Genomic DNA, 20032 nt, shown 5'->3' on the forward strand with positions numbered 1-20032 from the left:
AGGTTTCATATGGAGGATTAGCTCAGCTGGGAGAGCATCTGCCTTACAAGCAGAGGGTCGGCGGTTCGATCCCGTCATCCTCCACCATTTTACACCTGCCGGTGTAGCTCAACTGGTAGAGCAACTGACTTGTAATCAGTAGGTTGGGGGTTCAAGTCCTCTTGCCGGCACCACTTTTTAAGATAGTACAAGCACGAGCCATTAGCTCAGTTGGTAGAGCATCTGACTTTTAATCAGAGGGTCGAAGGTTCGAATCCTTCATGGCTCACCATTTATATGCGGGTGTGGCGGAATTGGCAGACGCACCAGACTTAGGATCTGGCGCCGCAAGGCGTGGGGGTTCAAGTCCCTTCACCCGCATCTTTCATGCGGAAGTAGTTCAGTGGTAGAATACAACCTTGCCAAGGTTGGGGTCGCGGGTTCGAATCCCGTCTTCCGCTCCAATTTTCGTATGTGCCGGGGTGGCGGAACTGGCAGACGCACAGGACTTAAAATCCTGCGGTAGGTGACTACCGTACCGGTTCGATTCCGGTCCTCGGCACCATCATAATATGCGCCCGTAGCTCAATTGGATAGAGCATCTGACTACGAATCAGAAGGTTGTAGGTTCGACTCCCGCCGGGCGCACCATGTTTTTATTGCGGGAAGTAGCTCAGCTTGGTAGAGCACTTGGTTTGGGACCAAGGGGTCGCAGGTTCGAATCCTGTCTTCCCGACCACGTGATTTTTAATGAATGGGGCCTTAGCTCAGCTGGGAGAGCGCCTGCCTTGCACGCAGGAGGTCAGCGGTTCGATCCCGCTAGGCTCCACCATTTTTCAATCAGAAACTTATATTATATTGGCGGTGTAGCTCAGCTGGCTAGAGCGTACGGTTCATACCCGTGAGGTCGGGGGTTCGATCCCCTCCGCCGCTACCAATAAATATAAGGACCTTTAGCTCAGCTGGTTAGAGCAGACGGCTCATAACCGTCCGGTCGTAGGTTCGAGTCCTACAAGGTCCACCATATTCATTTTTTTAAGCCGTGGAGGTATACCCAAGTTCGGCTGAAGGGATCGGTCTTGAAAACCGACAGGGGAGTCAAATCCCGCGGGGGTTCGAATCCCTCTACCTCCTCCATTTTTTCTAAAAGCAGCAAGTTGTTTTAAAACAACCTTACATAAAGGATGCGGACGAAACAATATTCACGAAAGCTTGATGCTAATCGTTTCATTATTACCGTCGCGGGGTGGAGCAGTCCGGTAGCTCGTCGGGCTCATAACCCGAAGGTCGCAGGTTCAAATCCTGTCCCCGCAATTATTAGGTCCCGTGGTGTAGCGGTTAACATGCCTGCCTGTCACGCAGGAGATCGCGGGTTCGATTCCCGTCGGGACCGCCATTATTTAAATTGAATACATATGTGGCTCAGTAGCTCAGTCGGTAGAGCAAAGGACTGAAAATCCTTGTGTCGGCGGTTCGATTCCGTCCTGAGCCACCATATCTTACAAAATTACGGCGATTGTGGCGAAGTGGTTAACGCACCTGATTGTGGTTCAGGCATTCGTGGGTTCGATTCCCATCAGTCGCCCCATTTCGCGGGTGTAGTTTAGTGGTAAAACCTCAGCCTTCCAAGCTGATGATGAGGGTTCGATTCCCTTCACCCGCTCCAAATATGGGCCTATAGCTCAGCTGGTTAGAGCGCACGCCTGATAAGCGTGAGGTCGATGGTTCGAGTCCATTTAGGCCCACCATATTCATATTGTTCCGCAGTAGCTCAGTGGTAGAGCATTCGGCTGTTAACCGAACGGTCGTAGGTTCGAGTCCTACCTGCGGAGCCATGGGGAAGTACTCAAGAGGCTGAAGAGGCGCCCCTGCTAAGGGTGTAGGTCGCGCGAGCGGCGCGAGGGTTCAAATCCCTCCTTCTCCGCCAGTTGGCCCGTTGGTCAAGCGGTTAAGACACCGCCCTTTCACGGCGGTAACACGGGTTCGAATCCCGTACGGGTCATAACAAAAAAGGAAGCATACATTCATGTATGCTTCTTTTTTTTATTTATTTTCCTTGATATAACCATCTTTTTGTTTATAGGGAATGTCTCCAAGTTGGGATTCTATATTTTCTTCTTTCAGGGTATCTTCATATTCCTTTTGCTTTTTGTTCGGTATATCCACTCTCGTTTTTCCTTCGATATCATTTGCTGCAAATCCTTCATAGTCTTCAGGAAATCCATCCGTTTCATCCTCGTTTTTATAAAGATCATTGTAATTGTCATGATCACCGGTATAATCAGATGGCGTTTCTGATGTACCGAATTTGGCCACTTCACCAAAGCTATCTTCTTTAGCCGCCATTTCGATTCCATGACGATTTTCAAAATGATCACCCTTGGATGGAATCAGTATATCCTCTTCCACTGGCCTGTCTTGTGAAAGCGTTCGTTCTGGGGCATGCTCGACACAGTAGAGGGTGCTTGGGATCGCTTCAAGCCTCTCGATGGGGATTTCCTTATTGCAGGTTTTACAATGGCCATACGATCCTTCTTCCATGGCTTTCAAAGCTTCTTCTATTTTCTCCATTTCGGATTGTGCATGCTCATCGAGTGCTTGATTCCGTTCCATCTCGAATAATTCGGTCCCTAGGTCTGCAGGATGATTATCATAGGATGATAATTCACCTACGGATTCCGTCTGGCTTTTATCTAGAACGGATTGTTCATCATTTTGAATTCTATTACATAGCTCATTTTTTTCCTGAAGCAGTTCTTTTTTTAATTTTTGCGTTTGTTGTTTCGTTGCCATATCCAATTCACTCCTTCTAAACTAAAGTCCAAATCTCTTTTTATATTGGTAAGGTGGTTGTATTATCTATTACCCGAATCGGAGTATAGGAAAACAATATGGAACGGAAGATAGAAAAAAGGACTGAGCGGATGGGCTCAGTCCCCGGAGACTATATAAGATAGCTGATGAATAATCCAATGGCCATGAGTAAGCCAAAGAAGGTGTTCGTTTGGGCAGTGGCTTTCATTGCCGGCACCATCGTGATCGGCTGTGTTTTACCTACGAAGCCTTTTATTGCGGCCATTGCCTTCGGTATGCTAAGGAAGGCAAGGAGAATCCAAGCCGTAACGCTTCCAGTAAGAACGAGCCCAACTAGCCATAGATAAGAGAAAGCGAACATGATTGCCATGAATGTCAGGGCGTTTTTCCTGCCCATCACGACTGGCATCGTTTTGCGGCCATGTGCCTTATCCCCATCATGATCCCGGAGGTTATTGGATAAGTTGATCAGCCCTACCAGTATCCCACTTGGAATGGCAATTAAGATGGCTGTTGAAGAAACATCACCGGTTTGAATGAAAAAGGCGATCAGGATTATCAAAAAGCCCATGAACAATCCAGAAAAAAGTTCCCCGAACGGTGTATATGAAATGGGCAGGGGACCGCCTGTATAAAGATAGCCGACAAGCATGCAAACGAGGCCTACTGCAGCTAGCCACCAAGACGATGCGGCACAGATATAGATTCCAATGATCAAGGCGATGGCATACATGCCAAGGGCCAGGTTCATGATTAGTCTGGGGGTCATCCCATGACGGACGATCCCGCCTCCGATGCCTACGGATTCCTCCGTATCCAGGCCTCTCTTGAAATCATAGTATTCATTGAATAAATTGGTTGCAGCTTGAATCAGGATACTTGCAACCATCATGGCAGCGAATAGTAACCAATTCACTCCATCTTCCAAAAGTGCAATCACAGTTCCAAGTAAGACTGGGACAAAAGCTGCGGTTAGTGTATGTGGACGAATTAACTCCCACCAAATCTTCCAGGTCCGTTTAAGGGGAAGTCCGTCGTATTCTGTTTGCATTATTTCTCTCCTCAAAATCATTATTGGTTCTCTCGAAATTATAACAAATATTGAAATGTTGCACAAAAGGTTATCCTAATAAATGCAGGAAAAGTGGTATGGGTGTAATTGAAATTCATGGGTGATTCATTTCCAAAATCAAGGGTATTTCTCTACATTCGCTAAGATTCATATAATAAGGAAAAAAACAGGGAAGAATCGTTCGGTAAAGGGGCGTTTTATTGACATGAGGTTCAAGGGAGGTGTATCTTTAAATAGGTTAAATAGCTTTTAAAATGTACATTTGGGGGGATTTTTTTGGCTATCTCAGAGGAAACTGAACAGTTTCAGGGACTGGCTTCAGCTATACAAAAGGCGAAGGACTTGAATGATCAAGTTCTATTCAGTCATATTAAGAAGATTAAATGCAACAGCCCCCTTTCATTTTATCAAGCTGGAAGAGAACGGTATGCAGGTGAACGCTTTTTCTGGGAGGACCCTGCAAAGGAAATAACCATCACCGGTTTAGGCAATGTTAAGAAACTCAAAGCGGCATCGAATGCCGAACGTTATAGAGAAGTCGAAAAGAGCTGGATCAAACTGCAGAATGATGCTGTCAAAACAGGAGTGACCGATGTAGAAGCGACAGGTCCTTTACTGTTTGGGGGCTTTTCTTTTGATTATGAAACTGACAGTACGCTCCTTTGGAATCAGTTCGGGGACAACCTGTTTTATATACCTGCCTTCATGCTGTCAATAGTGGGGAAACAAGCTTACTTAACGACAAACTTACTTTGTTCGCCTGATGATTCAGAAAAACTCTTCATAGATATGATAAATGAACGGGAAGCTTTCCTCTTCGAAAGCTTGGATGGCAATGGATTGGGTGCAAATTCCCTTGTTATGCAGAGGGAAGTCGAACCTGAGGAATGGAAGCGGACGGTCGCAGAGGCTGTACAGGAAATCAAGACGACAGATCTCGACAAGATTGTTTTGGCAAGGGAGCTTCGACTTGGTTTTGAACGTTCCATCGATTCGGGGAAAGTGCTTGAACAATTGATTGCTGAGCAGCCATTGAGTTATATTTTCAGTTTGGAGGCTGGTGGTGACTGTTTTGTCGGTGCCACTCCCGAACGTTTGATTAAGAAACAGGGAAATGAAGTTTTTTCTACCTGCCTTGCCGGATCGATGCGGCGAGGGAAAGATGAGCAAGAAGATGTTTGTCTTGGTGAAGAATTGCTTCATGACCAAAAGAATTTACAAGAGCATCAATATGTCGTGTCGATGATATCCAATGCTTTTGATTCTGTATGCGAAAAGGTGATGGTCCCAGCCGGACCGACACTTATGAAAAACCGTCATATCCAGCATTTGTACACACCGGTTCGTGGTATATCCAAGGAAGGTGTCACGATTTTTGAATTTGTCGAGAACCTCCATCCCACACCTGCCATGGGCGGACTTCCAAAAGAAAAGGCTGTTGTCCGAATTCGGGAATTGGAAGGTCTGGAACGCGGATTTTATGCGGGGCCTTTAGGCTGGGTGGATACGTATGGGAACGGGGAATTCGCTGTAGGGATACGTTCTGCCCTTATACAGAACAATGAGGCATCGCTCTTTGCCGGATGCGGAGTAGTGGAAGATTCGACACCCGAAAGTGAATTCCGGGAAACGGGGATTAAATTCAATCCGATGTTAAGTGCTTTAGGAGGAAATCTTAATGAATGACCGAGATGCATTGACAGCGTATGCTGCTTCATTCGTCGATGAGCTTGCACAAAATGAGGTGAAGCATGTGGTGGTGAGCCCAGGTTCACGATCCACACCACTGGCTTTGCTGCTAGTGGAACATCCTGATATCGAAATTCATATTAATGTGGATGAGCGTTCGGCTGCTTTTTTTGCCCTTGGTTTGGCTAAGGCCTTAAAAGAACCTGTCGGACTTCTTTGTACGTCCGGTACAGCCGCTGCAAACTATTACCCAGCCGTCATCGAGGCTTTCTATTCAAGAGTGCCGCTTATTGTACTTACCGCTGACCGTCCGCATGAATTGCGAGATGTCGGAGCCCCCCAGGCGATCGATCAGATACACCTATACGGGAGACATGTAAAATGGTTTGTCGAAATGGCACTTCCTGAAAGCACGGATGGGATGATGCGGTATGCCAGAACGGTCGGTGCAAGGGCAGTGGCTACTGCGGCCGCTGAACCGGCAGGGCCTGTACATTTGAATTTCCCGCTTCGGGAACCATTGATTCCGGACCTGGAGCAAGCAAAGGAGTACCGGCAAACTAAAAGGACGCCTGCAGTGTTGATTGACAGTGGAGAACGGTCATTGTCCGCATCACAATTAGAAGCGGTTGCAACTACATTGTCAAAAGCTAAGCAAGGTATCATTGTATGTGGCGAATTACCGCATCCAGAGATGAAGGAAGCCATTGTAGCATTAGCGAAAAAACTTGCTTTTCCGGTACTGGCTGATCCCCTTTCACAGTTAAGGAGCGGAAGTCATGATAAAGCCGTCATCATTGATGCGTACGATACGTTTCTCCGCGATGAAACGGCAAAAGCGGCGTTCAGGCCGGAAGTGATCTTGCGATTCGGGGCAATGCCTGTATCTAAACCGTTATTGTTATTCATGAAAAAACAAAAACAGGCGATTACTTTGGTCGTCGATGGCGGAGCAGGCTGGCGCGAACCAGCCGGTTTGGCAACGAATATGATTTACAGCGAAGAGAAAGATTTTTGTCTGCGAATAGCACAAAGCATTACTTCTTCCCCTGATGATGAATGGCTTCGCTTATGGCAAACCGTCAACGGGGCGACGAAGGATGCCTTAGCCTCCGTCAGGGATGAAGCGGAGTTAAGCGAAGGCAAGCTGTTCGCTTTGCTTGCTGATATGATGCCATTGGAGTCGACGTTATTTGTCGGGAATAGTATGCCTATACGTGATTTGGATACTTTCTTTTTGAATAATGGAAAGGGAATCCAAACCATTGCCAATCGTGGGGCGAATGGCATCGATGGTGTTGTTTCCACTGCACTTGGCGTGAGCACGGTATCGAAAAATACAGTGCTGGCAATCGGGGATTTAAGCTTTTTCCATGATATGAATGGCTTGCTTGCAGCAAAACTTCAAAAACAAAATATCACGATTTTGCTGGTTAATAATGATGGCGGCGGCATTTTTTCCTTCTTGCCGCAGGCGAATGAGAGGGAACATTTCGAAACGCTATTCGGCACGCCTCATGGGCTTGATTTTTCACATACTGCCCAGCTTTATGGCGGTAAATACAACAAGGTGCAAAATTGGGATGAGTTCGAGAAGGTATTTACAGAGTCGTTCGAAATTCAAGGTCTGAAAATCATCGAAGTACCGACAGAAAGAGAGTCCAATTTACAAAAGCATCGAAATTTGTGGAGCTTTGTTTCCCAGGAAATAAAAATGGTGTTAGACAGGGAAATATCATGAATATTGTCAGCAAGGATGTCAATTATGCTGTTGAAATAACGGGAAATGGGGATCCTCTTGTTCTTTTGCATGGATTTACGGGAAATCGGGATACATGGAAATTTCTCATCCCGCTACTGAGTGACAGGTATACGCTGATCATGGTCGACATCATCGGACATGGCATGTCTGCATCACCAGCCGACTATCGAAGGTATGAGCTGGAAAATGTGGCTGAGGATATCAAGTATATTTTGGATGTGTTACATTTCCCGAAAGCCCATATTCTTGGATACTCGATGGGCGGAAGGCTCGGATTGGGATTTGCCTGTTTGTATCCTGAATATGTTGATACATTGATACTGGAGAGTGCTTCACCAGGTCTTTTAACAGAAGAGGAACGGGAAATCCGAAGGGGAAATGATCGGAGGCTTGCCGAACGGATTCTTGCAAATGGCATGGAAGCGTTTGTGGATCAATGGGAAAACATCCCGCTATTTGAAAGCCAAAAACGGTTGTCGGCCAAAACCAGGTCAGCCATTCGGGAGCAGCGGTTGGCAAATGACCCTGCCGGCCTTTCCAATAGCCTTCTTGGCATGGGGACCGGCAGTCAGGCTTCTTACTGGGAACAACTGCAAACCCTTGATTTCCCGGTGCTCCTTGTAACCGGTGAACTTGACCATAAGTTTTGTCGAATAGCGGACTCGATGAAAAAAGAGCTGAAGCGCGCCGAATGGAAAATAATAAATGATGCGGGACATGCGATTCATGTGGAAGTTGGAGAAAAGTTTGGTAAAATAATAAGTGAGTTTTTAAAGCGAAATAAAAGGAGGAATTAATGTGACGATTCAATGGGAAACAATACGTGAATATGATGAGATTTTGTATGAAAAATATAACGGGATTGCGAAAGTGTCCATCAATCGACCGCATGTACATAATGCATTCACGCCAAAAACGACTGCTGAAATGATTGATGCATTTGCAAGGGCGCGTGATGATTCCAGCATTGGTGTCATTATTTTAACAGGTGTAGGCGGCAAAGCATTCTGTTCAGGCGGAGACCAAAAAGTCCGCGGAAATGGCGGATATGTGGGTGAAGATAACATTCCGCGTCTAAATGTTCTTGATTTGCAACGTTTGATCCGCGTCATTCCAAAACCAGTCGTAGCCATGGTGGCAGGTTATGCAATTGGCGGAGGTAATGTCTTGAACGTGGTATGTGACTTGACGATTGCTGCTGACAATGCAATTTTCGGACAAACTGGACCGAATGTAGGAAGCTTTGATGCTGGTTATGGTTCTGGCTACCTTGCACGTATCGTGGGTCATAAAAAGGCGCGTGAAATCTGGTACCTATGCCGTCAATACAATGCACAGGAAGCATTGGATATGGGATTGGTCAACACGGTCGTGCCTTTAGACCAATTAGAAGCGGAAACGGTTAAATGGTGTGAAGAAATGCTTGAGAAGAGCCCGACTGCACTTCGTTTCTTGAAAGCGGCAATGAACGCTGATACGGATGGCCTTGCAGGTCTTCAGCAATTGGCTGGTGACGCTACACTTTTATACTATACAACAGAAGAAGCAAAAGAAGGCCGCGATGCATTCAAAGAAAAACGTACTCCGGACTTCGGGCAATTCCCTCGTTTCCCTTAATGAAACGCGTGAATCGATGAGACTGACAGCTTGGCGGAAAATCGCCGGGCTGTTTTCTATATCAAAAAGGAAGAGGGGAAGCAGTAATGGCAGAAGAAAAGTTGCCGAACTGGCTTAAAAATCGGGCGCATCTTTCACCGGATCGCCCGGCAATTGAGTTTGAAGGTCATACGTATAGCTTTCTTGAACTGTATACTTTATCGGAGAAGATGGCTGGAAGGCTTTCAAGCATTGGTCTGGGCGCTGGCGATTCATGCGCGGTTTTGCTCCGTAACCATATTGATGGTGTTGTCGTTATCCATGCACTATTTCATCTCGGTGTGAAGATTGTGATGCTGAATAATAAGCTAACGGCAAAAGAGCTGTCCTGGCAGATCGAGGATAGCAAAACTGCCTATCTGGTTTCGGAAGGGTCCTTCTCCGGCAAACTCGCTGATATTGGTGAGATTCTCCCGGATTTGAAGCTTCACTTAATGGAAGAATTGCCGGATGAAGGCACAGCAGTGATACTTCAAGAGTTTTACCTTGAGGATACCGCTACGATCATGTATACATCTGGCACGACAGGAAATCCAAAAGGGGTGATCCAAACATTCGGCAACCATTGGTGGAGTGCCGTAGGGTCTGTTTTGAACCTTGGATTGCATGAAGAAGATTCTTGGTATTGTGCGGTTCCGATCTTTCATATTAGCGGTTTATCCATCTTGATGAAAAATGTGATTTATGGCATGAAAGTCGTTTTGGCGGAACGTTTTGATGAACGGGAAGCAAACCGGAGCATCCAGGAAAATGGCGTGACGATCATTTCGGTCGTGACGGCGATGCTGAATAGGATGGTGCAGGATATGAAGGGAACAAGCTATCCAAAAACCTTCCGCTGTTTCCTGTTGGGCGGCGGCCCTGCACCCGTCCATTTGCTTGAGGTATGTAAGGAGAAAGGGATTCCCGTCTATCAAACATATGGGATGACCGAAACGTCTTCACAGATTGTGACGCTGGCACCGGAATATAGCATGACAAAAATCGGCTCTGCGGGAAAGCCTTTGTTTCCTTCGCAGTTACGGATTGAGAAAGACGGCACGATGTGTGAACCGGGTGCAGTGGGGGAAATCGTGGTATCGGGTCCGAATGTGACGAAAGGCTATTTTAATCGGATGGATGCTACACAGCAGGCCATTACCGATGGATGGCTTTATACTGGGGACCTTGGTTATCTCGATGAGGAAGGTTTTTTATATGTGCTTGACCGACGCTCGGATTTAATCATTTCCGGCGGTGAAAATGTCTACCCGGCCGAGATTGAAAATGTCCTTAGTGCGCACCCCGATGTGTTCGAAGCGGGAGTGACGGGGACAGAAGATGAAAAATGGGGACAGGTCCCGCTTGCTTTTGTTGTCCTGCATCAAGGTGCAGAGCTAGGTGAGAGCGAACTGCTCGAATATTGCAAGGAGTATTTGGCACCCTATAAGATTCCCCGGAACGTGATATTTTGTAAGGAGCTTCCCCGGAATGGAGCAAGCAAGCTTCTGAGACGGGAACTGAAGAAGGAGATGGGGGAATGGCAATGAAGTTATCCTCCATTTCCCTAAAGCTCATTAAGGCCCCTTTAAAGCGGCCATTCAAGACGCATCTTGAAACGGTAAGCGACCGGGAAGTGATAATAGTCGAAGCCATGGATGAAGACGGATTGATTGGATACGGGGAAGCTGTTCCTTTTACAAGTCCTTGGTATACCGAGGAAACGATCAAAACATGCTTTCATATGTTGGAAGACTTCTTAATCCCGCTGACATTGGCCAGTCAGATCAGGCATCCTGATGAGCTGCTGAACTTATGGAGCGGAATCAGGCGGAATGCAATGGCGAAGTCGGCTTTAGAGCAGGCAATCCTCGATTTGTATGCGAAGCAGAAAGGAGTCTACCTCGGACGGCTGTTTGGCGGCGAACGAAGGGAAGTGGCCGCTGGCGTAGTCATTGCATCGAATGATATAGAAGATGCGATGCGCCAGATCGAGGATTTTTCCGATTCCGGTTATCAGCGATATAAAATAAAAATAAATCCTCAAAATGATCTGGAGTTTTTAGCGGAAATCCGTCGGGCCTATCCCGATATCCCGCTAATGGCAGATGCCAATTCAGCGTACACTCTTGACGACATCCCGCATCTGCAAAAGCTTGATGACTTTAAGCTGATGATGATTGAGCAGCCGCTGGGGCATGACGACATTGTGGAACATTCATTTTTGCAGAAACAGCTACAGACACCCATTTGCCTTGATGAAAGCATAAATTCATTTCATGATGCAAAAAGTGCACTATCGCTCCAGAGCTGTGGGGTCATCAACATTAAGATGGCTAAAGTCGGCGGCTGGATGGAAGCTGTAAGAATCCATGATCTATGCCTGGGAAATGATGTGCCCGTTTGGTGCGGCGGTATGATTGAATTTGGCATTTCACGTGCACATAATATTGCACTTGCCTCATTAAAAGGGTTCACGATTCCCGGGGATATATCATCTTCATCCCGTTATTGGGATGGAGATATAATCGATCCTGAAGTCATCGTCGAAAATGGCATGATCCAAGTTCCCGATATAGCTGGAATCGGTTTTGCCATCAATGAAAAGCGGCTAAAGGAATTGACTACATATAGTAAACTGTTCAAATGAAACATCAAAGGAGGTGCACGGCCCACCTCTTTTGATCAAATATTGATCATATCTCCTTGTATTCCCACGATCTATGCAACTTACCCAATTCGTACTTTATTGGATGGAAACCCCACCCTTTTGGAACATGATTTTAATAGGATACTAACAGTCGGAGGAAAGGGTACGGCTGACTGAAATCAACCTCAACATTTTTAATTTGTCTGCAGATTTTTCAGAAAAATCATTTAAATGGCCCGATAGACCATAATTTTTTCGGAAAATGGGGCTTTGTCTATTTTTCCTTTATTGGATTATTTTGTATAATGAATGAAAAGAAGGGCAATCAAAGGGAAAAGGAGGGGAGAGTGTATGAAAAAACCGTACCTTATTGCGGAAATTCTACTAAGAAGGGGCATGCCTGACTATGTCATAAAAGAAGTGACGGCTTTGAAGGAGTGCGAGCTGTTTCTTTTGAAGCGAAAGTGGGGCCTATATGACCGGAAGACAGGTGCGTAAAGAATGAAAGTAAAAAGGGAACCGTTTCAAGCCGGTCCCCATGCGGTTAAGGTTTTTTTAGCCGGTACCTATTGACTGGACGGCCTATGCTGCCATATTGAACGTCAAGATGAAGGACTTCTTCGCCATGCAAGTATTCAAGATAGCGCCTAGCTGTAACTCTGGCGATTCCAATTCCATCAGCCACTTCTTCTGCCGATAGTGACCCAGGCTGGGTCTTTATGAACTTCGTCACTTGCTCAAGAGTCGCGCCATTCAATCCTTTCGGAACATCATATTTCGGACGCGCTTCAGAATGTGTCTTATTTTGAAAGAGGATTCGGTCGAGCTGATTTTGGGAAATTTGATGATCAGGTTCAACCTCCATCCGAAAAGCATAATATTGTTCCAGCGTATGTTTTAGCCTATCGAATTTAAATGGCTTGATTAAATAGTCAAAAGCCCCGTTCTGTATCATTTTTCGAATCGTTTTCTGATCATTTGCCGCTGAAATGATGATGACATCCACATCAATTTGCTCTTTTCTAATTTGATAAAGTGTATCAACCCCGTTTAAAGATGGCATGAAGATGTCCAAAATGACAAGGTCGGGTTTAGACTGCCTGATTTTTTCCAGACCTTCAAGCCCATTTGAAGCTGTATCAACGATTTTAAAGGCAGGCAGGCGCTCGATGAACTGTTTGTTGACCTCTTGGACCATTGGGTCATCTTCAATTAATAGTACACGAATTTCGTTAGTCATTTTGGTTCTCCTCTATATCATGCATCGGAAAAGAAAGAAAAAAGCTTGTTCCCTCATTAGGGCGTGTCGTGAATTTCATTTCGCCGTTCGCTTTTTTTACAATTTGGTCTATTAGATAAAGACCAATTCCTGATCCTTCCGCACCTTTTGTTGTAAAACCATATTCGAAAATATCTTTATGAATGTCCTGGGGAATGCCGGGTCCATTATCCTCAAGCACGATTTGACAATGACGTTCATCCTGGTAGATGGATAGATAAACCTGCTTTGTTTCCTCTGAACAATACTTTAGCGCTGCGAATGAGTTTTCGATCAGGTTTCCGATTATCAAAACAAAATCGTGATGATCCAAGCCAGCGGGGAAGCGGTCCAATTTTGTGTGTTTGTCCATGATGAGCTCGATCCCGAGTTCCCGTCCCAAGGAGATCTTACTTAATACCAGCCCCACTAAATTATCATCGTGAATGTGCTTCGTTAAAAACCTGGTCAATTCCTCTTGTTCTTCTGTGATCTGAAAAATGTAATGCAGCGCTTCGTCAAGATTACCTAGCTGGATCAATCCTGCTATCGTATGAAGTTTGTTCATATGTTCATGGTTTTGAACGCGCAGGGCTTCAACGAATGCTTTGACACTAGTCAACTCTTCAGCTAGCTTCGTCACATCGGTGCGATCCTGGAAAATGGCCACGGCACCGATCGTTTTATCCGCAATCTTTATCGGTACCCGGTTGCTTACAATATTCCTGTTTTGAACGGAGATTTCCTGATTGAAGATGGGAGATGTCCGATCGAGCACTTCCGGGAGACGGGTATCGTGTATGATATCATTGATATTCTTGCCTATGACCACACCTTCGATCTTGAATATCTGCTTAGCCTTTTCATTGAAAATCGTGATGGCCTGATTATTATCTATGGCGATGACCCCTTCATGCATGGCATTGAAAGCGGCTGTCCTTTCAACCAACATCCGTGAAATTTCATGGGGTTCCAGTTGGAAGGTTTCTTTTTTTATCCTTTTTGCCATGAGCCAAGAGCCGCAAACACCGAATAGAAGGGTAAGGACCAGGATAATCGCGATTTCGCCTTTCAGGTCCTTGATTAATTCCGGTATCGTAGGCAGGATATTCCCGACCAGCACGACGCCGATTTGCTCTCTATCTCCATCAAGGATCGGGACAAAGGCGCGGACGGAAATGCCAAGTTCGCCAGCAGCCTTTGAAAGGTATTCGTGTTCAGCGAACGCAGCGCTTTCATCACTGCTGCTGGATGGGGTCCCCAATTGACTGAACACCGGGTGGGAATAGCGTATATGCTGATTGTTAAGTACAACTATATAATCCGCTTGATGGATTTTTCTTAAGTTTTCAATAATCGGGTTAAGCTGCGTCCATCCTTCAGGCTCACGGACCAATTTCTGTACTTCAGGGAGTTCGGCAATGGTATGGGCTGTGATCATGGATCGTTTGCCGATTTCATCTTCCCTGACCGAAACGATATTTCCGAATATAAAAATCCCGCCTATAAGTATCGAAAAAGCGACGATTACGAATGATAGCAGGGTGATTTTAATTTGAATGGGCATATGAAAGGGTTTATCCATTGGTTTTCCTCCATTACTTCTATACTTAATAGTAACAGAATTTCTATCACTTTTCGCTATTTTTCGCGCAGTGTATTACGACAGCAAAAAGCTGTGATAGAATAGTGATAATATGAAGTGAGCGGTGAGGAGTTGTCGGTATGCGTGCATTATGGGGGTATTTCTTGTTAATTGGCTTGGGGCTGTTGATAGCCGTGTATATATCGTTTCAATCGTTCTTTACAAGCTTCGGTTTCAATTTGCCGAAGGATAAGGAGCAGGTCGGGATGAAGGATCAAATCGTGATTAAGTTCAGTCATGTCGTTGCCGAAAATACACCTAAAGGGCTAGCTGCAAACCGATTTGCCCAACTTGTCGATGAATATACAGACCATCGTGTCAAAATAGAAGTTTATCCTAATCAGTCATTATATAGTGATCAGGAAGAGATTGAGGCATTACAAGAAAACAAGGTGCAGATGATTGCACCGACTGCATCTAAAATCACGAGCATATCAAAGAAATGGATGCTATTGGACCTCCCTTACGTCTTTCCAACGGATGAGGCCTTGCAGGAAGCGTTGAATGGGGAAGTGGGGGAAGAGCTGCTCAAGCAGCTGAATATCATCGATATCGAAGGACTCGCATTTTGGTCGAATAACTATAAACAGATTACAAGCAGTAAGCCGATACGGCATCCAAGTGATTTTGCAGGAAAGCATTTCAGAATCATGCCAAGTGCAGTCCTGGAAAGCCAATTCAAGCATTTTGGAGCGACAACTTCTGTCCTGGAGTTTAATGAAACGTTCAAAAGCCTTGAAATCAACGAAACTGACAGCCAGGAAAATACGATTTCAAATATCTATTCCAAGAAATTATATGAAGTGCAAAAGTATTTAACGATCAGTGATCATGGCTATTTAGGGTATGTAGTCATGATAAACGAACAGTTTTGGAACAAACTCCCGTTGGATATTCAGCAGCAAATCCAACGGGCGATGGATGATACAACGAAATGGCTATGGATCAAATCAAATGAATTGAATCAGGAACAGCTAAGGGAAATCCAGCAAAAATCGAATATCGACATCTATAAACTGTCAGATGAAGAAAAGAAAGAATGGATGGATGAGATGACCGTCATCTATCCGGAATTCGAATCCACGATTGGAACCGAATTGATGACGAAAATGGAAAAGATCCGTGAGAAGTATTTAAAGGAATAACTAACGTAAGGGAATCCCATTGAAAGGGGTTCCCTTCTTCTTTATCGTTCCCGATAGAATGGCTCTTCTGGATTTTGTAAAAAATCAATCATCTCTTCATAATCATATGTTTTTAAAACCAAACCATTTTCATCAAACACGATGAATGCAGGTTCTTTCTTTAAATCAAGTTTTGGATATTGCTCATTCAATGACTTGTAAGATGTTTCATTTGTAATTGGGCCCACATTGGTTATATTACTCTCTTCTAGTAAATCAAATGTAATTTCTTTACCAACGGCTTGGAGCGAATATGTATGACCCTCACTAGGCAAAAGATTCGGATGAATTCTAGCGTAATCATCTTTTTCATCCGTGCAAGCAACTAGCATCGATAGGAGTAGAAACGTTAAGCTTACATGTATGATCTTTTTCATATTTTCCCCTCTCTAAGCTTACATTTAATTATTCCATAAATTGTAATGATTAAAGCTTATCATAGGTTGCTCAAGAACAGGAAGCTATCATGCTTTGTCAGGAACCGAAACTCCAAGAACTCTTTAGAGTACCGAGTACAAAAAAGAAGCGAATCCAAAGGGAGCCGCTTCTTTCTCGTCTATTGCAAGGCAGTTTGCAGTGTCTTGACGTTTTTTTCCATTAAACTGAAGTAATCTTCGCCAGCTTCGATATCTTTTTCCGTCAACACGGAAAGGTTATGGAGCTCAAGTGATTTCGCTCCCATTTCCTTTTGGATGATTTCGGTAAGTTTAGAACTGATATTCTGCTCAAAGATGACATAGTTCAAGTCTTCTTTTTCAGCCATGGTTACGATTTTCCCCAGTTCCTTTTGAGAAGGTTCGTTTGAAGACGTTAGTCCTGTGACGCCAATTTGTTCCAATCCGTAGCGTTCCTCCCAATAACCATATGCAGAATGGGAAACGATGATCTTATTGGTACGGCCCGACTCGATCGTCGTCGCGAATTTTTCATCTAGTGCCTCAAGCTTTTCGGAAAGCTCATTGAAATGGCTGTTGAAATATTCTTCCTGTTCCGGCATTTTTTTCGTTAATTCATCCTTGATGGTTTTAGCCATGTCAATGGAATAGATGGGATCTAACCACAAATGCGGATTAACGCCCCCATGGTCATGACCGTCTTCTTCATTTGCATGTTCGTCTTCATGCTCATGCTCCTCTTCATCAAGATGAACCGTTTCACCCACCGCAATTGTGCTGACGCCTTCTTTGCTTAGAATTGGTTCAGCTTTGGTTACAAAGCCTTCAAGATTATAGCCAATATAGAAAAACAGGTCTGATTCAGCCATTTTCACAATATCTTTTTGAGAGGGTTCGAATGAGTGCTCATCCGTTCCTGGAGGATAAACCGTCTCGACATTCACGTACTCTCCGCCAATGGCCTCAGTGAAGTATTGTAAAGGGTAAACTGTCGTATATATATCCAAGGCATCCTTGGTTTCTTCTTTACTCGATTCTCCCTTTGAGTTGCCGCAGGCTGACAGAAATACCGCAGTAACAAGGAAAAGGGAGAGCCATGCTCGAATTTTCATATGATATGCTCCTTTATAATTCGTATTGATTACGATTTGAATTTTATATGGTAAAAACGAAATGATTACGATTTGACTTCTGTATGATACAAAAGATTGCAAAGGAAAGCAAGGTTTTTTTTTATTGGTCCTTACCTTTTTCTTTTTTTTCGGGAACAAGGTCAATGCCCCCTGGATGAAACGGATGACATTTAAGAATCCGGATGAGTGCTAACCAGCTTCCTTTTATAGGTCCGAAACGATTGACCGCTTCCAAACCATAATGGGAACAAGTTGGATAAAAACGGCAGGTGGGCGGTTTTAATGGAGAAATGGCAACTTGGTAAAAACGGATGACTCCCATTACTATTTTTTTCATCACGATGCTTTCAGCTCTTTTCGAGTAAATTGACTACCCTCAATTATAGCATATTTTCTAAATTTCCCAAAAGGGTAAAAAAGGAATGAGCCTATTGGCAATCCGATTGATATAATGAGAATTAATTTTAAAGGATGAAATATATTGTTATTCAAGGTAAAATAGAGATGACATACAATTAAGGAGTGAATTAAATGCCTTCAGTTGAAAGCTTTGAATTAGATCATAACGCTGTTAAAGCCCCATATGTTAGACATTGCGGTGTCCATAAGGTAGGAACAGACGGTGTTGTTAATAAATTTGATATCCGTTTTTGCCAGCCGAATAAACAAGCGATGAAGCCGGACACGATCCATACCCTGGAACATTTGCTTGCATTCAATATCCGTAAGCATTCCGAGCGCTTCGATCACTTTGATATTATCGACATTTCGCCAATGGGATGTCAAACAGGATATTACCTTGTGGTCAGCGGCGAGCCGACTGTGACGGAAATCATCGATGTTCTTGAAGATACATTCAAGGATGCTGTTACAATTACCGAAATTCCTGCTGCAAACGAAAAACAATGCGGCCAAGCAAAATTGCATGATCTTGAAGGAGCTAAGAAATTAATGAATTTCTGGCTTGCACAAGATAAAGAAGATCTTCATAAAGTTTTCGGTTAATAAAAAAGTTCCTGTCCATTTGTGACAGGAACTTTTTTCATTTTTCGGGTTCTTCTTTTTTTCCCTCATCCTCTGGCAAAGGTTTGACCGGATCGACTGTATGCTTGTAGCTGTAACCTTTTCCGATGGTTAAGACCGATAGTGCCAATACAATCAGAATCACAATAATGGAGATAACTAAAACCGTAATCATACTTTACAGCTCCTAACGTTCACAATTTAGATTCATTTTAGCATAAGAACCGAGTCAGATAATGTTTCAATTTTCGAATAGAGGGAATTATAAAGGTATAACCAACTTACGGAGGTAGATATTTATGGCCCAGAAAAAATTAGGAACTTTAGTGAATAAGGAAATAGCAAACTTCAGTGTTCTTTATACAAAAATTCATAATTACCATTGGTTCGTGAATGGACCGCACTTCTTTGAACTTCACCAAAAATTGGAAGAGTTATATAAAGAAGTGACATCCAACTATGACGAATTGGCTGAAAGACTATTGGCCATTGGTGAAAAGCCGGTTGCTACCCTTAAAGAGTACATGGAATTAACGACGATCGAAGAAGCGACAGGTAATGAAAATACAGAAGATATGGTCCAAAGCGTCATAAGTGATTTTGAAAAGCTTTCCGAAGAGTTCCTGGAAATCATCGAAGTTGCCGAACAAGAAGATCCGGTTACGGCCGATATGCTGACAGGCATGAAGAAAAGCTTAAACAAACATGCTTGGATGCTGCGTGCATATTTAGGACATTAAGATTTAGGAAAAGCCCTGCTTCGGTAGGGCTTTTTTTTTGCTTAAACCTATAAAAAAGGCATCCATCAAAAGAGGGACACCTGACATGGTATGTATTTAATGAATATTCCTAGGCGGAAAATGTGTAGGTTTCGTGTCGCTTAAACTATTTTGAGCAAACTTCCCTTTTAACGTTTCAATAATGTAAAGGCCCATTAAATTGGTTAGTTCCTGATCATCCATCTCTTGAAGCAATTCGAAAATTTCCTTGCGGTCAAGCTGTTCCAGAACCGCAAACGTAAGCATATCAATATCTTCTTCATCACCAGTCATCTTATCACGGTACATATTGTATAATTCTTCAATTAACTTCAAAACTTTCACCTCACATTTATTAGAAATCCGTTATCTCTTTATATGTAGGTTATCAAAAAAACCTCTGGGTGCATATAAAAATCTTAAGGGATGCTTGGGCTTATTATATGTTTTACCCTTTGAAAGATACTTTAATCTATTATTTAACATCTTTGTTCTTCTGTAAACAAAATTTTCCATCGTATGAAGTGGGGAAATACGTGAAAAATAAGCGTAGGATATATGGAAAGGGTGGATGAATGTGTCTGAAGACAGGAAAAAATATTACATTTGGCTTCCGAATGGCCAGATAACACAAGATAGGGAAAGTTCTCCATGGAACTTCGAAATCGAGGCGACAGATAATGAAATCATCAAATTACGTGAATTATTTGATTACAATTATTCAATAGGGGAAGAAAATTTTTACCGGGCACATGTCCCATACCTTCAATATCATTTTGACCGTGAAAATGATAAGCAGGATATCACCCTTCAAAAAATTTACGAAATGATTTACGCCCTGGGTACTGAAGAAGGAAGACGGCATATAGAAAGCATGGGAATACTACAGGCAAAACCAACAGACGATGGCCTCGAATATTGAGGGTCCATCGTTTTTTTGATGTAATGCAGATTCCCGCTGGATAGTGATTTTTTTTACCCATATAATGAAACAAGGAGCATAGCACCATTTCTTATACGGAGAGAAGGGGAAAA

Annotated in this window: 20 protein-coding genes and 21 tRNA genes; 32 read left to right on the forward strand and 9 right to left on the reverse strand. The window is 43.8% G+C overall.

Features of this window, described 5'->3' with window-relative positions:
- The first annotated feature begins 11 nt into the window (after window positions 1-11).
- The 21 genes from AC2YHV_RS15320 (at window position 12) to AC2YHV_RS15420 (ending at window position 1981) form a co-directional block, all read left to right on the forward strand.
- A tRNA-Val gene (locus tag AC2YHV_RS15320) sits at window positions 12-87 on the forward strand.
- Between the two features lie 10 nt (window positions 88-97).
- Window positions 98-173, forward strand: a tRNA-Thr gene (locus tag AC2YHV_RS15325).
- Window positions 174-195: 22 nt separating this feature from the next.
- A tRNA-Lys gene (locus AC2YHV_RS15330) sits at window positions 196-271 on the forward strand.
- Window positions 272-278: 7 nt separating this feature from the next.
- Window positions 279-360: transfer RNA gene (locus tag AC2YHV_RS15335), tRNA-Leu, on the forward strand.
- 8 nt (window positions 361-368) lie between these two features.
- Window positions 369-443, forward strand: a tRNA-Gly gene (locus tag AC2YHV_RS15340).
- 12 nt (window positions 444-455) lie between these two features.
- Window positions 456-544: transfer RNA gene (locus AC2YHV_RS15345), tRNA-Leu, on the forward strand.
- A 9-nt stretch (window positions 545-553) separates the two neighbouring features.
- Window positions 554-630: transfer RNA gene (locus AC2YHV_RS15350), tRNA-Arg, on the forward strand.
- 11 nt (window positions 631-641) lie between these two features.
- A tRNA-Pro gene (locus AC2YHV_RS15355) sits at window positions 642-718 on the forward strand.
- Between the two features lie 17 nt (window positions 719-735).
- Window positions 736-811, forward strand: a tRNA-Ala gene (locus tag AC2YHV_RS15360).
- Window positions 812-839: 28 nt separating this feature from the next.
- Window positions 840-916 (forward strand) — tRNA-Met (locus tag AC2YHV_RS15365).
- A 10-nt stretch (window positions 917-926) separates the two neighbouring features.
- A tRNA-Ile gene (locus AC2YHV_RS15370) sits at window positions 927-1003 on the forward strand.
- A gap of 20 nt (window positions 1004-1023) precedes the next feature.
- Window positions 1024-1116, forward strand: a tRNA-Ser gene (locus AC2YHV_RS15375).
- 103 nt (window positions 1117-1219) lie between these two features.
- A tRNA-Met gene (locus AC2YHV_RS15380) sits at window positions 1220-1293 on the forward strand.
- Window positions 1294-1299: 6 nt separating this feature from the next.
- Window positions 1300-1375, forward strand: a tRNA-Asp gene (locus AC2YHV_RS15385).
- 23 nt (window positions 1376-1398) lie between these two features.
- Window positions 1399-1474: transfer RNA gene (locus AC2YHV_RS15390), tRNA-Phe, on the forward strand.
- 17 nt (window positions 1475-1491) lie between these two features.
- Window positions 1492-1567 (forward strand) — tRNA-His (locus AC2YHV_RS15395).
- A gap of 4 nt (window positions 1568-1571) precedes the next feature.
- A tRNA-Gly gene (locus AC2YHV_RS15400) sits at window positions 1572-1645 on the forward strand.
- A gap of 5 nt (window positions 1646-1650) precedes the next feature.
- Window positions 1651-1727 (forward strand) — tRNA-Ile (locus tag AC2YHV_RS15405).
- 12 nt (window positions 1728-1739) lie between these two features.
- Window positions 1740-1814: transfer RNA gene (locus AC2YHV_RS15410), tRNA-Asn, on the forward strand.
- Between the two features lies 1 nt (window position 1815).
- A tRNA-Ser gene (locus tag AC2YHV_RS15415) sits at window positions 1816-1906 on the forward strand.
- 3 nt (window positions 1907-1909) lie between these two features.
- Window positions 1910-1981, forward strand: a tRNA-Glu gene (locus tag AC2YHV_RS15420).
- Between the two features lie 41 nt (window positions 1982-2022).
- Here the strand turns inward: AC2YHV_RS15420 and AC2YHV_RS15425 are convergent.
- A complete protein-coding gene (locus AC2YHV_RS15425; RefSeq protein ID WP_098185814.1) occupies window positions 2023-2772 on the reverse strand; it encodes a TraR/DksA C4-type zinc finger protein in 750 nt (249 codons plus the stop codon).
- Window positions 2773-2923: 151 nt separating this feature from the next.
- Window positions 2924-3844 (reverse strand): 1,4-dihydroxy-2-naphthoate polyprenyltransferase, encoded by a 921-nt coding sequence (locus AC2YHV_RS15430; protein ID WP_063574831.1) that lies wholly within the window; start codon window positions 3842-3844, stop codon window positions 2924-2926.
- A 297-nt stretch (window positions 3845-4141) separates the two neighbouring features.
- Between AC2YHV_RS15430 and AC2YHV_RS15435 the strand changes: the two genes are divergently transcribed.
- From AC2YHV_RS15435 to AC2YHV_RS15465, 7 genes are all read left to right on the forward strand, one after another.
- Complete coding sequence (locus AC2YHV_RS15435) at window positions 4142-5551, forward strand: isochorismate synthase (RefSeq protein ID WP_098865875.1); 1410 nt, start codon at window positions 4142-4144, stop codon at window positions 5549-5551.
- The gene (gene menD / locus AC2YHV_RS15440) at window positions 5544-7295 is read left to right on the forward strand and encodes a 2-succinyl-5-enolpyruvyl-6-hydroxy-3-cyclohexene-1-carboxylic-acid synthase (RefSeq protein ID WP_098865874.1); all 1752 of its coding nucleotides are present in this window, start codon (window positions 5544-5546) and stop codon (window positions 7293-7295) included. The genes AC2YHV_RS15435 and menD overlap by 8 nt, the downstream gene beginning before the upstream one ends.
- On the forward strand, window positions 7292-8113 hold the full coding sequence (menH, locus tag AC2YHV_RS15445; protein WP_268565130.1) for a 2-succinyl-6-hydroxy-2,4-cyclohexadiene-1-carboxylate synthase: 822 nt from the start codon (window positions 7292-7294) through the stop codon (window positions 8111-8113). The genes menD and menH overlap by 4 nt, the downstream gene beginning before the upstream one ends.
- 7 nt (window positions 8114-8120) lie before the next feature.
- On the forward strand, window positions 8121-8933 hold the full coding sequence (menB, locus tag AC2YHV_RS15450; RefSeq protein WP_370029151.1) for a 1,4-dihydroxy-2-naphthoyl-CoA synthase: 813 nt from the start codon (window positions 8121-8123) through the stop codon (window positions 8931-8933).
- A gap of 86 nt (window positions 8934-9019) precedes the next feature.
- Window positions 9020-10501: an o-succinylbenzoate--CoA ligase gene (locus AC2YHV_RS15455; protein WP_400449031.1), complete on the forward strand. Its 1482-nt coding sequence runs from the start codon at window positions 9020-9022 to the stop codon at window positions 10499-10501.
- Complete coding sequence (gene menC, locus AC2YHV_RS15460) at window positions 10498-11601, forward strand: o-succinylbenzoate synthase (protein ID WP_487373648.1); 1104 nt, start codon at window positions 10498-10500, stop codon at window positions 11599-11601. The genes AC2YHV_RS15455 and menC overlap by 4 nt, the downstream gene beginning before the upstream one ends.
- Window positions 11602-11952: 351 nt before the next feature.
- The gene (locus AC2YHV_RS15465) at window positions 11953-12099 is read left to right on the forward strand and encodes a hypothetical protein (RefSeq protein ID WP_153246142.1); all 147 of its coding nucleotides are present in this window, start codon (window positions 11953-11955) and stop codon (window positions 12097-12099) included.
- Between the two features lie 46 nt (window positions 12100-12145).
- Here the strand turns inward: AC2YHV_RS15465 and AC2YHV_RS15470 are convergent, their stop codons facing one another.
- Both AC2YHV_RS15470 and AC2YHV_RS15475 read right to left on the reverse strand, forming a co-directional pair.
- Window positions 12146-12841 carry a response regulator gene (locus tag AC2YHV_RS15470; RefSeq protein WP_098865872.1) on the reverse strand — a complete coding sequence of 232 codons (696 nt, stop codon included), beginning with the start codon at window positions 12839-12841 and terminating at the stop codon, window positions 12146-12148.
- Window positions 12834-14444 carry an ATP-binding protein gene (locus tag AC2YHV_RS15475; protein WP_487373549.1) on the reverse strand — a complete coding sequence of 537 codons (1611 nt, stop codon included), beginning with the start codon at window positions 14442-14444 and terminating at the stop codon, window positions 12834-12836. Before AC2YHV_RS15475 ends, AC2YHV_RS15470 begins: the two co-directional genes overlap by 8 nt.
- 140 nt (window positions 14445-14584) lie before the next feature.
- Between AC2YHV_RS15475 and AC2YHV_RS15480 the strand changes: the two genes are divergently transcribed.
- The gene (locus AC2YHV_RS15480; RefSeq protein ID WP_063574838.1) at window positions 14585-15649 is read left to right on the forward strand and encodes a DctP family TRAP transporter solute-binding subunit; all 1065 of its coding nucleotides are present in this window, start codon (window positions 14585-14587) and stop codon (window positions 15647-15649) included.
- 41 nt (window positions 15650-15690) lie between these two features.
- Here AC2YHV_RS15480 and AC2YHV_RS15485 read toward each other — a convergent pair whose 3' ends face one another.
- The 3 genes from AC2YHV_RS15485 to yidD form a co-directional block, all read right to left on the reverse strand.
- Complete coding sequence (locus AC2YHV_RS15485) at window positions 15691-16065, reverse strand: hypothetical protein (RefSeq protein ID WP_268565125.1); 375 nt, start codon at window positions 16063-16065, stop codon at window positions 15691-15693.
- A 179-nt stretch (window positions 16066-16244) separates the two neighbouring features.
- Window positions 16245-17195 (reverse strand): metal ABC transporter solute-binding protein, Zn/Mn family, encoded by a 951-nt coding sequence (locus tag AC2YHV_RS15490; protein ID WP_145504256.1) that lies wholly within the window; start codon window positions 17193-17195, stop codon window positions 16245-16247.
- Window positions 17196-17316: 121 nt separating this feature from the next.
- Window positions 17317-17553 carry a membrane protein insertion efficiency factor YidD gene (gene yidD, locus AC2YHV_RS15495; RefSeq protein ID WP_218013320.1) on the reverse strand — a complete coding sequence of 79 codons (237 nt, stop codon included), beginning with the start codon at window positions 17551-17553 and terminating at the stop codon, window positions 17317-17319.
- Window positions 17554-17747: 194 nt separating this feature from the next.
- Between yidD and AC2YHV_RS15500 the strand changes: the two genes are divergently transcribed.
- A complete protein-coding gene (locus AC2YHV_RS15500) occupies window positions 17748-18221 on the forward strand; it encodes an S-ribosylhomocysteine lyase (protein WP_034310515.1) in 474 nt (157 codons plus the stop codon).
- Between the two features lie 37 nt (window positions 18222-18258).
- Here the strand turns inward: AC2YHV_RS15500 and ytzI are convergent, their stop codons facing one another.
- Window positions 18259-18414: a YtzI protein gene (ytzI, locus tag AC2YHV_RS15505; RefSeq protein ID WP_034310518.1), complete on the reverse strand. Its 156-nt coding sequence runs from the start codon at window positions 18412-18414 to the stop codon at window positions 18259-18261.
- Between the two features lie 124 nt (window positions 18415-18538).
- Here ytzI and AC2YHV_RS15510 point away from each other — a divergent pair, with 124 nt between their 5' ends.
- Window positions 18539-18979 carry a Dps family protein gene (locus AC2YHV_RS15510; RefSeq protein ID WP_048686502.1) on the forward strand — a complete coding sequence of 147 codons (441 nt, stop codon included), beginning with the start codon at window positions 18539-18541 and terminating at the stop codon, window positions 18977-18979.
- Between the two features lie 96 nt (window positions 18980-19075).
- Here the strand turns inward: AC2YHV_RS15510 and AC2YHV_RS15515 are convergent, their stop codons facing one another.
- Entirely contained in the window at window positions 19076-19342 is a 267-nt protein-coding gene (locus AC2YHV_RS15515; protein WP_372464619.1) for a DUF6154 family protein, read from the reverse strand.
- 226 nt (window positions 19343-19568) lie between these two features.
- Between AC2YHV_RS15515 and AC2YHV_RS15520 the strand changes: the two genes are divergently transcribed.
- Window positions 19569-19919: a hypothetical protein gene (locus tag AC2YHV_RS15520; protein WP_048686500.1), complete on the forward strand. Its 351-nt coding sequence runs from the start codon at window positions 19569-19571 to the stop codon at window positions 19917-19919.
- The last annotated feature ends 113 nt before the right edge of the window (window positions 19920-20032 follow it).

The organism is Peribacillus sp. SRI_006 (assembly GCF_057586375.1).